General features: G+C 65.2%; 15 protein-coding genes and 1 pseudogene. 12 read left to right on the top strand and 4 right to left on the bottom strand.

Annotation, left to right across the window (positions count from 1 at the left end; translation table 11 throughout):
* Window positions 1-497: 497 nt before the first annotated feature.
* A complete protein-coding gene (locus tag AB7531_RS27570) occupies window positions 498-1,406 on the top strand; it encodes a DUF2189 domain-containing protein (protein WP_063983984.1) in 909 nt (302 codons plus the stop codon).
* Window positions 1,407-1,460: 54 nt separating this feature from the next.
* Here the strand turns inward: AB7531_RS27570 and AB7531_RS27565 are convergent, their stop codons facing one another.
* Both AB7531_RS27565 and AB7531_RS27560 read right to left on the bottom strand, forming a co-directional pair.
* On the bottom strand, window positions 1,461-2,660 hold the full coding sequence (locus AB7531_RS27565; RefSeq protein ID WP_063983983.1) for a DUF2865 domain-containing protein: 1,200 nt from the start codon (window positions 2,658-2,660) through the stop codon (window positions 1,461-1,463).
* Between the two features lie 130 nt (window positions 2,661-2,790).
* Entirely contained in the window at window positions 2,791-3,096 is a 306-nt protein-coding gene (locus AB7531_RS27560) for a hypothetical protein (RefSeq protein WP_063983982.1), read from the bottom strand.
* Between the two features lie 289 nt (window positions 3,097-3,385).
* Here AB7531_RS27560 and cysS point away from each other — a divergent pair, with 289 nt between their 5' ends.
* From cysS to AB7531_RS27540, 4 genes are all read left to right on the top strand, one after another.
* A complete protein-coding gene (gene cysS / locus AB7531_RS27555; protein WP_063983981.1) occupies window positions 3,386-4,768 on the top strand; it encodes a cysteine--tRNA ligase in 1,383 nt (460 codons plus the stop codon).
* Window positions 4,769-4,883: 115 nt separating this feature from the next.
* The gene (locus AB7531_RS27550; protein ID WP_063986451.1) at window positions 4,884-5,375 is read left to right on the top strand and encodes a GNAT family N-acetyltransferase; all 492 of its coding nucleotides are present in this window, start codon (window positions 4,884-4,886) and stop codon (window positions 5,373-5,375) included.
* The gene (gene cimA, locus AB7531_RS27545) at window positions 5,372-6,970 is read left to right on the top strand and encodes a citramalate synthase (protein ID WP_063983980.1); all 1,599 of its coding nucleotides are present in this window, start codon (window positions 5,372-5,374) and stop codon (window positions 6,968-6,970) included. The genes AB7531_RS27550 and cimA overlap by 4 nt, the downstream gene beginning before the upstream one ends.
* A gap of 158 nt (window positions 6,971-7,128) precedes the next feature.
* Entirely contained in the window at window positions 7,129-7,506 is a 378-nt protein-coding gene (locus tag AB7531_RS27540) for a VOC family protein (protein WP_063983979.1), read from the top strand.
* Between the two features lie 4 nt (window positions 7,507-7,510).
* On the opposite strand, the gene AB7531_RS27535 is transcribed toward AB7531_RS27540, so the two are convergent.
* Window positions 7,511-8,116 carry a TIGR00730 family Rossman fold protein gene (locus tag AB7531_RS27535; protein ID WP_063983978.1) on the bottom strand — a complete coding sequence of 202 codons (606 nt, stop codon included), beginning with the start codon at window positions 8,114-8,116 and terminating at the stop codon, window positions 7,511-7,513.
* A 201-nt stretch (window positions 8,117-8,317) separates the two neighbouring features.
* On the opposite strand from AB7531_RS27535, the gene AB7531_RS27530 reads away from it, so the two are divergent.
* The 4 genes and pseudogenes from AB7531_RS27530 (at window position 8,318) to AB7531_RS27515 (ending at window position 12,968) form a co-directional block, all read left to right on the top strand.
* Window positions 8,318-10,279, top strand: a complete 1,962-nt coding sequence (locus AB7531_RS27530) for an ABCB family ABC transporter ATP-binding protein/permease (protein ID WP_063983977.1) — start codon at window positions 8,318-8,320, stop codon at window positions 10,277-10,279.
* A 77-nt stretch (window positions 10,280-10,356) separates the two neighbouring features.
* Window positions 10,357-11,064: pseudogene (locus AB7531_RS27525) on the top strand (phosphatidylserine decarboxylase); the annotation flags it as partial.
* Between the two features lie 80 nt (window positions 11,065-11,144).
* Window positions 11,145-12,026, top strand: coding sequence for a CDP-alcohol phosphatidyltransferase family protein (locus AB7531_RS27520; protein ID WP_028146689.1), 882 nt, complete (start codon window positions 11,145-11,147; stop codon window positions 12,024-12,026).
* Window positions 12,027-12,248: 222 nt separating this feature from the next.
* Window positions 12,249-12,968, top strand: coding sequence for an RraA family protein (locus tag AB7531_RS27515; RefSeq protein WP_063983976.1), 720 nt, complete (start codon window positions 12,249-12,251; stop codon window positions 12,966-12,968).
* A gap of 16 nt (window positions 12,969-12,984) precedes the next feature.
* Here AB7531_RS27515 and AB7531_RS27510 read toward each other — a convergent pair whose 3' ends face one another.
* Entirely contained in the window at window positions 12,985-13,278 is a 294-nt protein-coding gene (locus AB7531_RS27510) for a hypothetical protein (RefSeq protein ID WP_063983975.1), read from the bottom strand.
* Window positions 13,279-13,378: 100 nt separating this feature from the next.
* Here AB7531_RS27510 and AB7531_RS27505 point away from each other — a divergent pair, with 100 nt between their 5' ends.
* The 3 genes from AB7531_RS27505 to AB7531_RS27495 all read left to right on the top strand — a co-directional run bounded on the left by AB7531_RS27505 (window position 13,379) and on the right by AB7531_RS27495 (window position 16,058).
* Window positions 13,379-14,203, top strand: a complete 825-nt coding sequence (locus AB7531_RS27505; RefSeq protein ID WP_063983974.1) for an SDR family NAD(P)-dependent oxidoreductase — start codon at window positions 13,379-13,381, stop codon at window positions 14,201-14,203.
* Window positions 14,204-14,429: 226 nt separating this feature from the next.
* On the top strand, window positions 14,430-15,203 hold the full coding sequence (locus tag AB7531_RS27500; RefSeq protein WP_028146686.1) for a motility protein A: 774 nt from the start codon (window positions 14,430-14,432) through the stop codon (window positions 15,201-15,203).
* A 24-nt stretch (window positions 15,204-15,227) separates the two neighbouring features.
* Window positions 15,228-16,058, top strand: coding sequence for an OmpA/MotB family protein (locus tag AB7531_RS27495; protein WP_063983973.1), 831 nt, complete (start codon window positions 15,228-15,230; stop codon window positions 16,056-16,058).
* The last annotated feature ends 161 nt before the right edge of the window (window positions 16,059-16,219 follow it).

Raw genomic sequence — 16,219 nt, 5'->3', positions numbered from 1 at the left:
AGCTCACGTCTGTCGCGATGGCGGACTTTCTCTACGCGGACATCTATGCTGACATATGCGCCATCACCGCGCCTCTTGCCTCGCCCATTCAACCAGTCGCGATATTCAAGAGGAAGACCGCGACCGCTGGGGGCGTCCAGGCATTTAAAATGATCCCCCGCGAACCCGGCGTCAATAGCATGTCAACACGCTTACGCGGCGTGGGCGATCGATGTTGCCGTGCGAGCTGGCGAGCCTCGGTCGCATTCTCGATGTGATGCATCGCACAAAATATGCGACGCACAATTCACCCAGCCGGGAGCGCTGGTCATTCCAGATCGCGCGCGCTAAGCTCGGGGCGCAGGTCGCGACGGGTTTCGTCCGGCTAAGCTCCTTCCTCGTTGAGCCTGGAACTGCCGTACTCGGCTCGATCGCGTCTCCCGCACATAAGGGCGGATACGCGCGGCCGGAAAGCGCGCCGTTTGCCGCCGCGACTTTCAGCAGAGGAGGGTGTGTCCATGGCCACTCTTTATCCCGACAACATCATAAAGCGGCACCTGTTCGGCGAAGCGGCCTCCTACCCCATTCGCAAGATCAGCTTGTCCGACCTGACCGAGGCCCTACGCCTGGGTTGGGAGGATTTCCAGGCGATGCCGAGCCACGCGATCGTCGTGTGCGTGATTTATCCCGTTCTCGGTCTCGTCCTGTTCAGGATGGTTCTCGGCTATTCGGTGCTGCCGCTCCTGTTTCCGCTGGCTGCCGGCTTTGCCTTGATCGGCCCTTTTGCCGCGATCGGTCTCTATGAACTCAGCCGGCGTCGCGAGCGCGGCGAGGAGGTCGATGCATGGGATGCGATCAAGGTGCTGCGCGCACCGTCGTTCGGCGCCATGGTCGAGCTCGGCGTGCTCCTGCTGGTCCTGTTCGGGGCCTGGATCGGTGTCGCGAACGCAATCTATGTCACGATCTTCGGTCACGCGGCGGCCGCAAGCATTCCCGACTTCGCAACGCGGGTGCTGACGACACCGGAAGGCTGGTCACTCGTCATCGTCGGTTGCGGTTGTGGCTTCCTGTTTGCGGTTGTGGCCTTGTGCGTCAGCGTCGTGTCGTTTCCGTTGATGCTCGACCGGCATGCGACTGCGATCGACGCGATCCGCACGTCGCTCCGAGCGGTGGCCGCGAATCCGGTTGCGATGGCCGGATGGGGCCTCATCGTCGCGGCGCTGCTCGTGATCGGCTCGCTGCCGTTCTTCGTCGGTCTCGCTGTCGTCCTGCCGGTGCTCGGTCATGCCACCTGGCACCTCTATCGGCGGGTGGTCGAGCCGAATCCGAATCCACCGGACGAGCCGCCGCCGCCCCCGAAGGGAAAGCGCTACGCAGCGGACTTTCCGGCCAATCTCTTCCCGTGGAGCCGCGAGGGTAAGCAGTAGCAGCGAAACGGCCGCACCTGGCGGCCGCCTTCGCGGGGCATGACGGGTTAGAGCCTACTTCTGCTGCTGCGGCAGGAACGTCGGACCGACCGAGCGGATCGGCTTGTTCTCCGACGACGGGGGTGCCGTGCCGGTCTCCGCAGGCGCTGCCGCAGCCGGTGCGCTGGCCGTCGTCGGCGCGGGCGCCGCGCCCTTCTTGGCAGTCGCAGGCGTGCCCTTGTTGAGCCGCTGCTGCTGCATCTTCTTGGCGCTCTCCTCGGTGACGATGATGTCACCCTGCTGCTCGGCCGCCGCCTTGTCGTCGGCGGATTTCAGCGCGTCGGCCCAGGTCTGGCCTGCGGCCTTGCAGGAGCAGGACGGGTTGAACTCGCTGCGGAATTTGAACGCGGTCGGCAGCGCCGTGTAGGGCTGGCCGCTGGTGGAGACCGCGGAGTTCATGTCCTCGCCGGGATTGCGATGAGTGTAGAGCACGGCTTCCGCGGCCGGGCACAGCGCCTTGCAGGTCTTCTCGTCGTCGGGGAAGCGCGCCGGCACGGTGGCAAACGAGACCGGGAAGTAGGCGCCATCGCAGGTGCGCACGCACACGGTGCGGTAGGTGCCAGATTGCGGTCCGAGATCGGAGGGCGGCACGCCTTGCGGATTGTTGGGGTTGTTGCCGCCGCCGCCGAACAGATTGTTCAGGAAGTTGCCGCCGCCTTGCGATTGCGCGGCGTTGGCATATTGCGGGCCGCAATTGTTCTGCGCCAGCGCCGCCAGCACCGAGCGGCGCTGGTTGTCGCGCTCCGGGCTGAAGCCGCCGGGGCCGCCGCCGCGCAGGCGTTCGAGATTGCCGGTGATCTGGTCCAGATTGGCGCGCATCTGCTGGATCTGGGTGTTAACCGGACCGCATTGCGCCGACTGGCCGTTGAACAGCGAGAAGAAGCCGGAGGAATCGCAGCCCATGCGCTTGGCCTGCATGGTGACCCGGTCGAGCTCGGCCTGCTGCTTGGCCTGGGAATCCTGGTAGCGGCGGATCTGGTCTTCGCGCGCGGGGTCGCCACCGCCGCCGCCACGATCGAGCGCGACGAGCTGGCCTTCCAGCCGCACGCACATCGGATTTGGTCCAAGCCCGTTCTGGCCGGGCTGAGGCGGCGGGCCGGGCGGGCCCGCCTGCGCGAAAGCACCGTTGGCGAGCATGACCGTGCTCAGAAGCACGGTGCAGGCAAGGATGGAGCGGGCACGGGAGAGAGACAAAAATTCAGGCATATCCGCCATTCTAGCGAGGTCACGGCCCGGCGTGATTTTGGGGGCCGACGCGCGCCCTCCAATAGCCGCTTCCTGCGGCATCGTCACGTCGTTTCAGGGGCCGAAAACTGGTCCTAAGGTCCGCCAGCTCCGAGGGAATTCAGCGCTGGCAGGTGATTGCGACATATTCGTCGCAATGGCCATGGGAGCAGTTTGCGCCAGTTTTGGGGACAGAGCCGGTAATTTCGTCGGGATCGACCCGGCGATAGGCCGAGGCCTGGGCAAAATCGCGTGACTGGCAATAGGTGCGCGCGACCTGTGCGCCGCATTTCTCACCCTTGGCGAGGCACTGGTCGACACCGTAGCCGTCCGCCTGGTTGGCGATGATGAAGACGCGGGTCTCGGCGAGCGCGCTGGATGCCGCGATGATGGAGGCACAAGAGACGAGCGCGAGCAGGGATCGCATGGGTGCACCGGGGCTTTAGGGAACCGCCGGGTTCCAAGTAAACTCAAAAGGTTAAGGATGATGAACCATCAAGGCGGGGCGGCCGCGCTTTGCGGAGATAAAACGGCGTTTTCGCGGCTCTCTTGACGCGGGGGCGCCTGATAGCCCATATGTGGCCGCATGTACGGTCTCCTCGCCATTTGTGGCATTTGCCGCGAGATTACGAGCTAGCGATTCGCTGGCTGGAGCCGTCTTTTCTCAAAAACATTGAGAGCCTCGGACGCCCGGCCAACAGCCGACGGGTATCCATATGGAATTGCGCCTTTACGATACGCTGAGCCGGGACAAGCGCACCTTCGTGCCGCTCGATGCGAAGAACGTCCGCATGTATGTCTGCGGACCGACCGTCTACGACTTCGCCCATATCGGCAATGCGCGGCCGGTGATCGTGTTCGACGTGCTGTTTCGGCTGCTGCGCCATCTCTATGGCGAGGCGCACGTGACGTATGTCCGCAACATCACCGACGTCGACGACAAGATCAACGACCGCGCCGCGCGCGATTTTCCGGGGCTCCCGCTCAACGAGGCGATCCGCAAGGTCACCGAGCAGACCGGCAAGCAGTTTCACGCCGACGTCGACGCGCTCGGGGCGCTTCGGCCGAGCGTCGAGCCGCGCGCGACCGAGCATATCGGCGAGATGCGCGAGATCATCGAAAGGCTCATCAAGGGCGGCTTTGCCTATGCTGCCGAGGACCATGTGCTGTTCTCGCCGCAGGCGATGAACGCGGCCAATTCCGGCCTGCCGCGCTATGGCGCGCTGTCCAATCGCTCGCTGGACGAGATGGTCGCCGGCGCCCGCGTCGACGTCGCGCCCTACAAGAAGGGCAATACCGACTTCGTGCTGTGGAAGCCGTCCAAGCCGGGCGAGCCGTCATGGCCGTCGCCGGCCGGGATCGCCGCGCAGGGGCGTCCGGGCTGGCACATCGAGTGCTCGGCCATGGCCTGGAAGCATCTCGGCGAGTATTTCGACATCCATGGCGGCGGTATCGATCTCGTGTTTCCGCATCACGAGAACGAGGTCGCGCAAACCTGCTGCGCCTTCCACCAGGAGCGCATGGCGAACTACTGGATGCACAACGGCTTCCTGCAGGTCGAGAGCGAGAAGATGTCGAAGTCGCTCGGCAACTTCGTCACCATCCACGAGCTCCTCGCCGACTGGCCGGGCGAGGTGCTGCGCTTGAACATGCTGAAGACACATTACCGCTCGCCGATCGACTGGACCCTGAAGTCGCTGGAGGAGAGCGCCAGGACGCTCGACGACTGGTATCGGGTCGCGGCCGACGCCGAGCCCGGCCAGCCGGCCGCGTCCGTGGTCGAGCCGCTGCTCGATGACCTCAACACGCCGCTGGCGATCGCGGCGCTGCACGGCCTGCGTGGCAGCGACGTGAGCGCGCTGGCGGGCTCGTTGCGCCTGCTCGGCATCCTCTCCGAAAGCGCTGCGCAGTGGGAAGGGCGCAAGCAGCAGGCCAGCGGGGTCGATGCCAAGGAAGTCGAACGCCTGATCTCGGAGCGGACGGCCGCCCGTAGCCGCAAGGATTTCAAAGAATCCGACCGCATTCGCGATCTGCTTGCCGCGATGGGCGTTGCGATCAAGGACTCCAAGGACGGGACGACCTGGGAGGTCGCGCGATGAAGCGGCCCGACACGCCTTTCCCGCGGCACTGGCTCTATTACATCGCGCTGAAGATCCTGCTGCTCGCGGCCGCCGTGGCGCTGGCGCTGAAACTCTATGGGATGTGGTGAAGACGATGGGACAGACTTTGCCAAAGCCCGGCTTGCGACCGTTCCTGCCTGATGACGTGCCGGTTCTCGCCGCGATCTTCACGGCAAGCATCGAGGAGCTGACCGGCGAAGACTACAACGAGGCGCAGCAGCAGGCCTGGATGGAGGCGGCGGAAACCGAAGAGTTCGGCAAGCGGCTCGCGGCCGATCTCACGCTGGTCGCCACGCTGGAGGGCTCGCCCGTCGGCTTCGCCTCGCTGCGCGGGGCCGATCACATCCATATGCTCTATGTGCATCCCGCCGTGACCGGTCAGGGCATCGCGACCATGCTGGTGGACGCGCTGGAAAAGCTCGCCGGCGGCCGTGGCGCGACCAGCCTGTCGGTCGATGCCAGCGACACCGCGCAAAACTTCTTCGCCAAGCGCGGCTATGTCGCCATGCAGCGTAACAGCATCACCATCAACGACGAGTGGCTCGCCAACACCACGATGAAGAAGACGCTCGGAGCTGCGCAATGAGCAAGGAGCGTCTCTATCTGTTCGACACCACGCTACGCGACGGGGCGCAGACCAACGGCGTCGATTTCACCCTGACCGACAAGCAGGTCATCGCGGCGATGCTCGACGATCTCGGCATCGACTATGTCGAGGGCGGCTATCCCGGCGCCAATCCGACCGACACCGAGTTCTTCGGCACCAAGCCCAAGCTCAAGCATGCGCGCTTCACCGCCTTCGGCATGACGCGCCGGGCAGGGCGCTCGGTCTCCAACGATCCCGGCGTGGCCGGGCTCCTTGAAGCGAAGGCCGATGCGATCTGCTTCGTGGCGAAGTCCTCGGCCTATCAGGTGCGCGTCGCGCTGGAGACGACGAAGGAAGAAAATCTGGCGTCGATCCGCGACAGCGTCGCGGCGGCGAAGGCCGCGGGGCGCGAGGTCATGCTCGACTGCGAGCACTTCTTCGACGGCTACAAGGAGGATTCAACCTTCGCGCTCGCCTGCGCCAAGGCCGCCTATGAGGCCGGCGCGCGCTGGGTGGTGCTGTGCGACACCAATGGCGGCACCATGCCGAACGAGATCGAAGCCATCGTCACCGAGGTGACGAAGCAAATCCCCGGCGATCATGTCGGCATCCACGCCCATAACGACACCGAGCAGGCCGTGGCCAATTCGCTCGCCGCGGTGCGCGCCGGGGCGCGGCAGATCCAGGGCACCTTGAACGGCCTTGGCGAGCGCTGCGGCAACGCCAATCTGTGCTCGCTGATCCCGACGCTGAAGCTCAAGAAGGAGTTTTCCGACGCCTTCGAGATCGGCGTCACGCCCGAAAAGCTCGCAACTCTCGTCAAGGTCTCGCGCACCCTCGACGACATGCTCAACCGCGTGCCGAACCGGCATGCGGCCTATGTCGGCGAGAGCGCCTTCGTCACCAAGACCGGCATTCATGCTTCCGCCGTGCTGAAGGACCCGCAGACCTACGAGCATGTGCCGCCGGAATTGGTCGGCAATCATCGCAAGGTGCTGGTGTCAGACCAGGCCGGACGCTCCAACGTCATCGCCGAGCTCGACCGGGCCGGCATTGCCTACGAGAAGAGCGATCCCAAGCTGACGCGGCTGGTTGAGGAATTGAAGGAACGTGAGGCTGCCGGCTACGCATATGAATCCGCCAACGCCTCGTTCGATCTGCTGGCGCGCCGGACGCTCGGCAAGGTGCCGCATTATTTCGAGGTCGAGCAGTTCGACGTCAACGTCGAGCAGCGCTACAATTCGCACGGCGAGCGCGTCACCGTCGCGCTTGCAGTGGTCAAGGTCGACGTCGCCGGCGAGCGCTTGATCTCGGCCGCCGAAGGCAACGGCCCCGTCAACGCGCTCGACGTCGCGCTGCGCAAGGACCTCGGCAAGTACCAGAAGTACATCGAGGGCCTGACGCTGATCGACTACCGAGTCCGTATCCTCAACGGCGGCACCGGCGCGGTCACGCGCGTGCTGATCGAGAGCGAGGACGAGAACGGAGATCGCTGGACCACGGTCGGCGTGTCCCCGAACATCATCGACGCCTCGTTCCAGGCACTGATGGACTCGGTGATCTACAAGCTGGTGAAGTCGGGGGCGCCGGCGTAGCTCTTGGCACGGCTGTCATACCCCGCGAAGGCGGGGTATCCAGTACGCCGTGGCTTCTCCGTAACGCCGCGGCGTCTCGGAGTACTGGATCGCCCGCCTTCGCGGGCGATGACAGCGGAGAGTGGGGAGAGGCCGGCAACGACGGATGGGGGTATTATATGATCGATCACATCTCCGTCGGCGTCACCGATCTCGATCGCTCTGCAAAATTCTACGAGACGACGCTCGCGGCCCTCGGGCTCGCGCGCCTCGTCGTGCGGCCGCGGACGGTCGGCTTCGGCAAGGCCTATCCGGAGTTCTGGATCAACTTACGCGAGGGGATGCCGCACGTCCCATCGGAAAGCGGCGTTCACATCTGTCTGCGGGCGAAGACGACGGCCGAGGTCGATGCGTTTCACGCCGCAGCACTGTCCGCCGGCGGCGCGTCCGACGGCGCGCCGGGCATCCGCCCACATGACCGCGTGCGCTATTACGCGGCCTTCGTGACCGATCCCGATGGCAACCGGATCGAGGCGGTGACGTTTCCGGCGGAGTAAGGCGCTAGAGCTTGCGCGCCACTTCCGGGGCGAGCTGCGTTTCAGATTCGGCGATCTGTGCCGCTGCCGCCTTCAGCTTCGGCAGAATATCCTCGACGCGATCGGCCTTGAGGATGTCGACCGAAAGGCCGGCGCGGATGAACTCGGTCTGGCGCATGTGCGACAGCAGCGAAAACAGCGGCTCCCAGAAATTGTCGATGTTGGCGAGCAGCACCGGCTTGGCGTGACGGCCGAGCTGTTTCCAGGTCAGCTGCTCCACCAGCTCTTCGAGCGTGCCAACGCCGCCCGGCAGCGCCACGAAGGCGTCGGAGCGCTCGAACATCAGCCGCTTGCGCTCGTGCATGTCGGGGGTGACGATCATCTCCTGCACGCGGGTCAGCGCGTTCTCGCGCTTCCGGAGGAATTCAGGAATGATGCCGGTGACGGTGCCGCCGTGATCGAGCACGGAGGTCGCGACCGAGCCCATCAGGCCGAGCGAGCCGCCGCCATAGACCAGGCGGACGTTGCTCTCGGCGAGAGCCTTGCCGAACGCCTTGGCGCCTTCGGTGAAGCTGGGATTGGTTCCTGGGCCGGAGCCGCAATAGACGCAGACAGTTTTGATCGTGCTCATTGGTGCCATGATGCATTGCAGCGCAGGGGCGTCAAGCCCAATTGGTGATTCGGATCACCCGGAAATCTACCGGTAAATGGCGACAAACAATCAAAGATTCGCCATCTGGCGGGGTGCGCTGGCATCGGGAAGGCTCTATATGACGGGCGAAAACCGCAAATCGTAACGCTGCCCGCACCCGGCGGGCTTTCAGGCTTCTTGATGGACCAACCTCAATCGTTCGACGGCGCAGACGTTCCCGATCCTCCCGCAGGGGGATCGCTGGAGCGAGCCACGCTGATGGGCACGCTGGCGCATCTGTGGCCCTATATCTGGCCGGGCGACCGTTTCGACCTGAAGATGCGGGTGGTCTGGTCGATGGTGCTGCTGCTCGCCGCCAAGCTGATCACGTTGACCGTGCCGTTCAGCTTCAAATGGGCGACGGATGCGCTGACCGGCGCCAACACCGCACCGGTCGCGGCCGACAACTGGCACCTCTGGGTGATCGCCTCGCCATTGCTGCTGACCGCAAGCTATGGCGTGACGCGCATCCTGATGGCGGTTCTGACGCAATGGCGCGACGGCATCTTCGCCCGCGTCGCCATGCATGCGGTGCGCAAGCTCGCCACCATCACCTTCATCCACATGCACGAGCTGTCGCTGCGCTTTCACCTCGAGCGCAAGACCGGCGGCCTGACGCGCGTGCTCGAGCGCGGCCGCGAGGGTATCGAGGTCATCGTGCGCATGGTGATCCTGCAGCTGATCCCGACCATCGTCGAGGTCACGCTGCTATTGGCGGTGCTGCTGTGGCAGTTCGACTGGCGCTACGTCGTGGCGACGCTGATCACGGTCGCGGTCTACATGTACTACACCTACATCGCGACCGAGTGGCGGATCGGGATCCGCCGCAAGATGAACGATTCCGACACCGAGGCGAACACCAAGGCGATCGACTCGCTGCTCAACTACGAGACCGTGAAATATTTCAGCGCGGAGACGCGCGAGGCGCAGCGTTACGACAAGTCGGTCGCGCGCTACGAGGAGTCGAGCGTTCAGGCCTATACCTCGCTCGCGGTGCTCAACACCGGCCAGGCCGTGATCTTCACGCTCGGGCTGACCGCGACCATGCTGATGTGCGCGATCGGCGTGCGCAACGGCACCAACACGGTCGGCGATTTCGTGCTGGTCAATGCCATGATGATCCAGCTCTACCAGCCGCTGAATTTCATGGGCATGGTCTATCGCGAGATCAAGCAGGCCATCATCGACATCGAGAAGATGTTCAACGTGCTGGGCCGCGAGGCCGAGATCAAGGACATGCCCGACGCGCAGCCGCTGGTGGTCTCGGCCGGCAATCTGCGTTTCGAGGACGTGCGCTTCGCCTATGAGCCGACGCGGCCGATCCTCAAGGGCATCAGCTTCGAGGTGCCGGCCGGCAAGACGGTCGCGATCGTCGGCCCGTCGGGGGCGGGCAAGTCGACCATCTCGCGTCTGTTGTTCCGCCTCTACGACATCTCCGGCGGCAAGATCCTGATCGACGGCCAGGACATCCGCGAGGTCACGCAGGCCAGTTTGCGCGCCTCGATCGGCATGGTGCCGCAGGATACGGTGCTGTTCAACGATACCATCCGCTACAACATCCGCTACGGCCGCTGGGATGCCGATGATGCCGAGGTCGAAGAGGCGGCGCGGCTGGCGCAGATCGATCATTTCATCCGCATGGCGCCGATGGGCTACGAGACCCAGGTCGGCGAGCGCGGCCTGAAGCTCTCGGGCGGCGAGAAGCAGCGCGTCGCCATCGCGCGCACCGTGCTCAAGGCGCCGCCGATCCTGGTGCTGGACGAGGCGACCTCGGCGCTCGACACCCACACTGAGCACGAGATCCAGGGCGCGCTCGACCGCGTGTCGAAGAACCGCACCTCGCTGGTGATCGCGCACCGGCTGTCCACCATCGTCGGCGCCGACGAGATCATCGTGCTGGACCAGGGCCGGATCGCCGAGCGGGGCACCCACGCCAAGCTGCTCGTGCAGGGCGGCCTTTACGCCAGCATGTGGAACAGGCAGCGCGAAGCCGAGGCGGCACGGGAGAAACTGGCCAAGATGGCCGACAGCAGCGAGGCGCCCAACCGGGAGCCGCCGCCGGTCGACGACGCCCTCGCGACATCAGCGGCGGCCGCGGAGTGACCTTGTCTCCGGTCCCAACTCTGGCCTAAACAACTCCACCGCGCGGGGGCGACCCGGCGCCATCAACTTCCAGGCGGCAGATAGCGATGTCCATCCTCGATTCGATCCAGCGTCAGATCCCGCCGATCCACAAGGAGGGCTATCCCTTCATTGGCGGCTTTGCGCTGGCAAGCCTGATCCTGTTCTGGCTGTGGTCGCCGCTCGGGTGGATCGGCACGATCCTGACCGTGTGGTGCGCGCTGTTCTTCCGCGACCCCGTGCGCGTGACGCCGGTGCGCGAGGGGCTCGTGGTGTCGCCGGCCGACGGCCGCGTCTCGATGATCACCATGGCGCTGCCGCCGGCCGAGCTCGGGCTCGGCGACCGGCCGCTGCCGCGCATCTCGGTGTTCATGAGCGTGTTCAACTGCCATGTGAACCGCAGCCCGATCGCGGGCAGGGTGGACCGTATCGCCTACCGGCCGGGCCTGTTCATCAACGCCGAGCTCGACAAGGCGAGCGAGGACAATGAGCGCAACTCGCTCGTGATCACGACGCCGACGGCCAAGATCGGCGTGATCCAGATCGCGGGGCTCGTCGCCAAGCGCATCGTCTGCTTCGTCAGGGAAGGGCAGGCGATCGGGGCGGGCGAGCGGTTTGGCCTGATCCGCTTCGGCTCGCGCCTCGACGTCTACCTGCCCCTGGGTACCAAGGCGCTGGTGTCGGAAGGGCAGACGGCGATCGCCGGAGAGACGATTTTGGCCGATCTTGCCGGGGACGACCCAAGCCGCGCCTACCGCGCCAATTAACCATTGGTAGGTGCATCAGGGCCTTCCGCCGCAATGGCGGAGGGGGACGGGGCTTGCTATATCTCGCCTTGAGGTAATCCATGACCCCCTACGACTTCAAAGATCCCGACGTGCGCCGCCGGCGGTTCCGCCCGATCCCGGTGCGGATGCTGGTGCCCAACGTCATCACGCTGCTGGCGATCTGCGCCGGCCTGACCTCGATCCGGCTGTCGATCGAGGGGCGGATGACGCTTGCGGTCTACGCCATCGTGTTCGCGGCCGCGCTCGACGGCATCGACGGCCGCGTCGCGCGCATGATCAAGGGCCAGTCCAAGTTCGGCGCCGAGCTCGACAGCCTCGCCGACTTCGTCAATTTCGGCGTCGCGCCCGGCTTGATGCTGTACTTCTGGCAGCTGCACGAGCTCGGCAATGCCGGCTGGATCGCCGCCATGGTGTTCGCGATCTCCGGGGGCTTGAGGCTCGCGCGCTTCAACGCCACCATGGACGATCCGAACAAGCCGGCCTTCGCCGCCAATTTCTTCACCGGTGTGCCGGCGCCGGCCGGCGCGATCACCGTGCTGCTGCCGATCTACGTCGCGTTTCTCGATCTCGGCCGGCTGCCCGCGGCGGTGACGGCGGCCTACACGCTCTTGATCGCCTTCCTGATGGTGTCGCGCCTGCCGGTATTCTCCGGCAAGACCAAGCGCATGCGCGTGCCGCCCGAGCTGGTGCTGCCGGCGTTCGTCGCGGTGATCGTGTTCATCGCTATCCTGATCGCCTATCCCTGGCACGTGCTGTCGATCGGCACGGTGCTGTATCTGCTCGGTTTGCCGCTCGGCTACAAATCCTACCGCGACCAGGCGCGCGCGATGGCGGCCACCGCGCCGTCCGGAGGCGAGGTCCCGTCGCCGCCTTCGGCGCCGACGCTGGCCAATTTGTCGGAGCCGCCGCTCGACGATGACCGGCCCGGACGGCTGCACTAAAGCGCGATGAGATTTGGCTGAATCGTCATCGCGCTTTAGGTCGTTGTTTGAGCATGATCTTTTCGGAAAACCGCTGCGCACTTTTCCGGATCATGCACTGAGCGGTTTTCGCGGATATCTGCCATGAAGGCGGCCGAGTTGGGTTGACGCCCGATCTCGGCTATATCGCCCTGTGCCGGCGGCACCGCGCCAACAGCGGCCGCCAATCTGGGAGAGAACGCCGTGACTGATACCGCGACCGGGCCGCTGCCCGCTGCCGTCCTCGAAGCGCTGGGCCGCTATGACACCCCGACGATCTGCAATGCCATGGAGATCGTGGCGCCGGAGCGCCGGTTGATCGGCTACACCACCAAGCAACTGGTCTGCCCATTTCCCGACCTGCCGCCGATCGTCGGCTATGCCCGCACGGTTGCGATCCGCTCGGTGCTGAAGTCCTCGCTGCCGGCCGAAGAGCAGTCCAAGCGGCGCATCGAATATTACGAATATGTTGGCACCGGCCACGGTCCGCGCATCTCGGTGATCCAGGACATCGACGGTCCCGACGTCGGCTACGGTGCGTTCTGGGGCGAGGTGCAGAGCAACGTGCACAAGGCGCTCGGCTGCCTCGGCGTCATCACCGACGGCTCGATCCGCGACATCCCGCAATGGGCCCCGGGCTTCCAGGCGCTGGCCGGCTCGATCGGCCCGTCGCATGCCTGGGTGCATGCGGAAAGTTTTGGTGGCGAGGTGCGCGTCGCCGGCATGACCGTGAAGTCCGACGATCTGATCCATGCTGACCAGCACGGCGCCATCGTGATCCCGCTCGACATCGCCGCAAAGCTGCCCGAGGCCGCCGAACTCTGCGGCCGCCGCGAGACGCCGATCCTGGAGATCGCGCGCAGCCCCGACTTCTCGCTGGAGAAGCTGAAGGCCGCGCTGAAGCGCTCGACGGAGATTCACTAACGGGCGACCGAACGACTTAGGGCCGCGTTGCCGGCCGTGGGCCGCCCTGTTCCGTCAGAAACAGGGCGGCCTGATCCGGCTCGCCGAAGACTGCGGCGGCGCATCCGATCAGGGTGAAGCCGCCGGCGAGATCCCAGAGGGTGATGTCGTCGCCACCATCAGGGACGTGAATCAAGCGCGCTGCGATCACGGCAAAGCCGGCCTCGACAAACAGCAAGACGCTGAACGCCGGCAGGACGAGCCCTGGCTCGAGCAGGTGGAGCGCCAGTACCGCGGGCAGCGCGGTGAGAAGACCGAACAGCGTCAACATGGCAAAACGGCTCCTGCGATGGAGCATGCCGCCCGGCGATACAATACTGCATGATCTCTCGTCGCGGATGTGGCGCAGGGCCGCAGTCGGAGGACGCACAATGAAGATGACTGGCAAAACCGTCCTGATCACCGGTTCGACGGACGGCGTCGGCCGCTACGTCGCGCGTCGGCTGGCCGAAGCAGGTGCGAGGGTCCTGCTCCACGGCCGCGATGCCGTGCGCGCGAAGGCGCTGATCGACCAGATCGTGCAGGCCGGCCACGCTGCGCCGACATTCTACCAGGCCGACTTGTCGTCGATGTCAGGCACGCGAGAGCTCGCTGCGGCCGTTCTCCGCGATCACCAGCGTCTCGATGTGTTCGTCAGCAACGCCGGCATCGGCTCGCAGAACGACGGACCGCAACGGCAGGAGAGTCCGGACGGCTACGAACTGCGCTTTGCCGTGAATTACCTCTCGGGCTTCCTGCTTGCGCACTTGCTGCTGCCGCTGTTGACGTCCGCAGCACCTTCGCGCGTCGTCAATGTTGCCTCCCTCGGTCAGCATCCGATCGATTTCGACGACGTCATGATCAGCAGGGGCTACAGCGGCTCGCGCGCCTACGCGCAGAGCAAGCTCGCGCAGATCATGTTCACCATCGATTTCGCGGAGGAATTGAAGCGCATGGGCATCACCGTCAACGCGCTGCATCCGGCCACCTACATGAACACCACGATGGTGCGCGCCGGCGGCATCACGCCGATCTCGACCGTGGAGCAGGGCGGTGCGGCGATCCTGCACCTCGTCGAAGGCGACGATGTCGCCGGCAAGAGCGGGATGTTCTTCAACGGCATGAACGAGACGCGCGCCAATCCGCAGGCCTACGATGCCGGCGCGCGCAGGCGCCTGCGGGCACTCAGCCTCGAGCTGACCGGGCTTTCGTCCTGAGCTGCCGTCCTGGCGCCCCGCGATCATGGTTAGCGAAGTGTTGAGATTCCCGTCGGTCGCGGGCAAAGCCGGCGTCCTGTCAGCGCGCTGCGCCGGTCTGGCGCCCCGGCTCAACTTAACCTTTACGCGGCTTTAAGGGGGGCACTCTAGGGTTTCCGATGCGGTTCGGGGTTGGGCCGCGCCAGCGGCCAGGACGGCCGTTGTTGCGTTCGCGTTGGAGTGTCCCATGGATATCATGACGAGCGTCGGGCTCATTGCGGGCATCATCGTCATTACGGCGATGATCTTCATGGGCGGCGACCTCCACATGTTCATCTCCGAACATGCCATGATCATCATCTTCGGCGGCTCGGTCTCGGCCACCATGATCCGCTTTCCGCTCAGCGCGCTCCTGCACGGCCTTCCGCTCGGCGCCAAGTTCGCTTTCACCATGAGCCGCCTGTCGGCGCACGACCTCGTCGACGAGCTCGCCCGCATCGCCGAGATCGCCCGCAAGCAGGGCCCGGTCGGCCTCGAAAAGGTCGAGACCGACGAGCCGTTCCTGGCCAAGGGGATCCGCTACGTCGCCGACGGCTACGACCTCGACTTCATCCGCGACAATCTCGAGCGCGACCGCGACAACTTCCTCATGCACCTCGACGAAGGCAGCAAGATCTACCGCGCCATCGGCGACTGCGCTCCGGCCTTCGGCATGATCGGCACCCTGATCGGCATGGTGCAGATGTTCGCCAACATGACCGATCCCTCCAAGCTCGGCCCGTTCATGGCGACCGCGCTGCTCGCAACCCTGTACGGTGCGCTCGTCGCGAACCTGTTCTGTCTGCCGATCGCCGACAAGCTGCACGGCAAGCTGCTCGACGAGGAAACCAACCGCACGCTGATCATCGACGGCATCCTGATGATCCGTGACTCCAAGAGCCCGACGCTCGTGCGCGAAATGCTGCTGGCTTATTTGCCGGAGAAGCATCGTCACGCCGAGGGCGAGCCGGTGCCGGCGTAAAGCCGCCGCCCGGGATCTCGAGAGATGGCCAAGAAGAAGCGCGGCGATGCTCACGGTGGCGGTCACGGCTGGTTCGTGACCTTCGCCGACCTGATGGGCCTGATGATGAGCTTCTTCGTGATGCTCGTCGCGTTCTCGACGCAGGACGCCAACAAGCTGAAGATCGTTGCCGGCTCCATGCGCGACGCATTCGGCGTGCAGAGCGAGGCGCGCTACGCCGGTATCGTCGAGTCCGACGGCCTGCCGACCCGCCCGCGGCTGAAGAACGTCGACCACATCCAGCCCGAGGACGCCTCCAACACGCCGACGCCGGATCAGGAGGACCGCGACCGCACGTCGGGCGCGAAGATCAAGGTCGACCGCAATTTCGCGCTCGCCGCCGCCTCGCTGCGCCAGGCGCTGCAGGACATGCCGGAACTGACCGAGATGTCCAAGCACATCATGTTCGAGGAGACCAAGCAGGGCCTCAACCTGGAGATCGTCGATCAGGATGGCCGCTCGATGTTCGCCGACGGCTCCAAGGTGCCGTATGACCGCACCCGCCGCCTGATCGAGAAGCTCGCGATCCCGCTGAAGGCCACGCCGCTCCGTGTCTCCATCGCCGGCCACACCGCGGCCGGATTCGTGCCGACCCGCAGCGACTATGGCGCCTTCGACCTGTCGGCCGATCGCGCCAATGCCGTGCGTCAGATCCTCGAACGCGAGGGCCTGCCGCCGTCCCACGTCTTCGCCGTCGCCGGCAAGGCCGACACCCAGCCGTTGTTTCCGGACGATCCTTCGCTCGCGGCCAACCGGCGGGTGACGATCACGCTGATGCGCGAGGATCCGCCGCTGCCGCCGAATTTGAAGCCGTAGAGCGTTTCGCGCGAAGCGGCCGCCGGTTTCGCGTGAAGAAAACCCGTCAAACCCAGAATCTCGAGCCCCGTCGTTCCGCTTCCCTAGGAGCGGACGGCTCTAGACACTTGCGCTACCATCTTACCTGAGGCATGTCGTCGCGCTAATAACGATCGTTGCTG

The organism is Bradyrhizobium sp. 63_E2_N1_3, assembly GCF_052076005.1.
GTDB classification, from domain to species: Bacteria; Pseudomonadota; Alphaproteobacteria; order Rhizobiales; family Xanthobacteraceae; genus Bradyrhizobium; species Bradyrhizobium barranii.
This window is presented reverse-complemented; position numbering and strand designations above follow the sequence as displayed.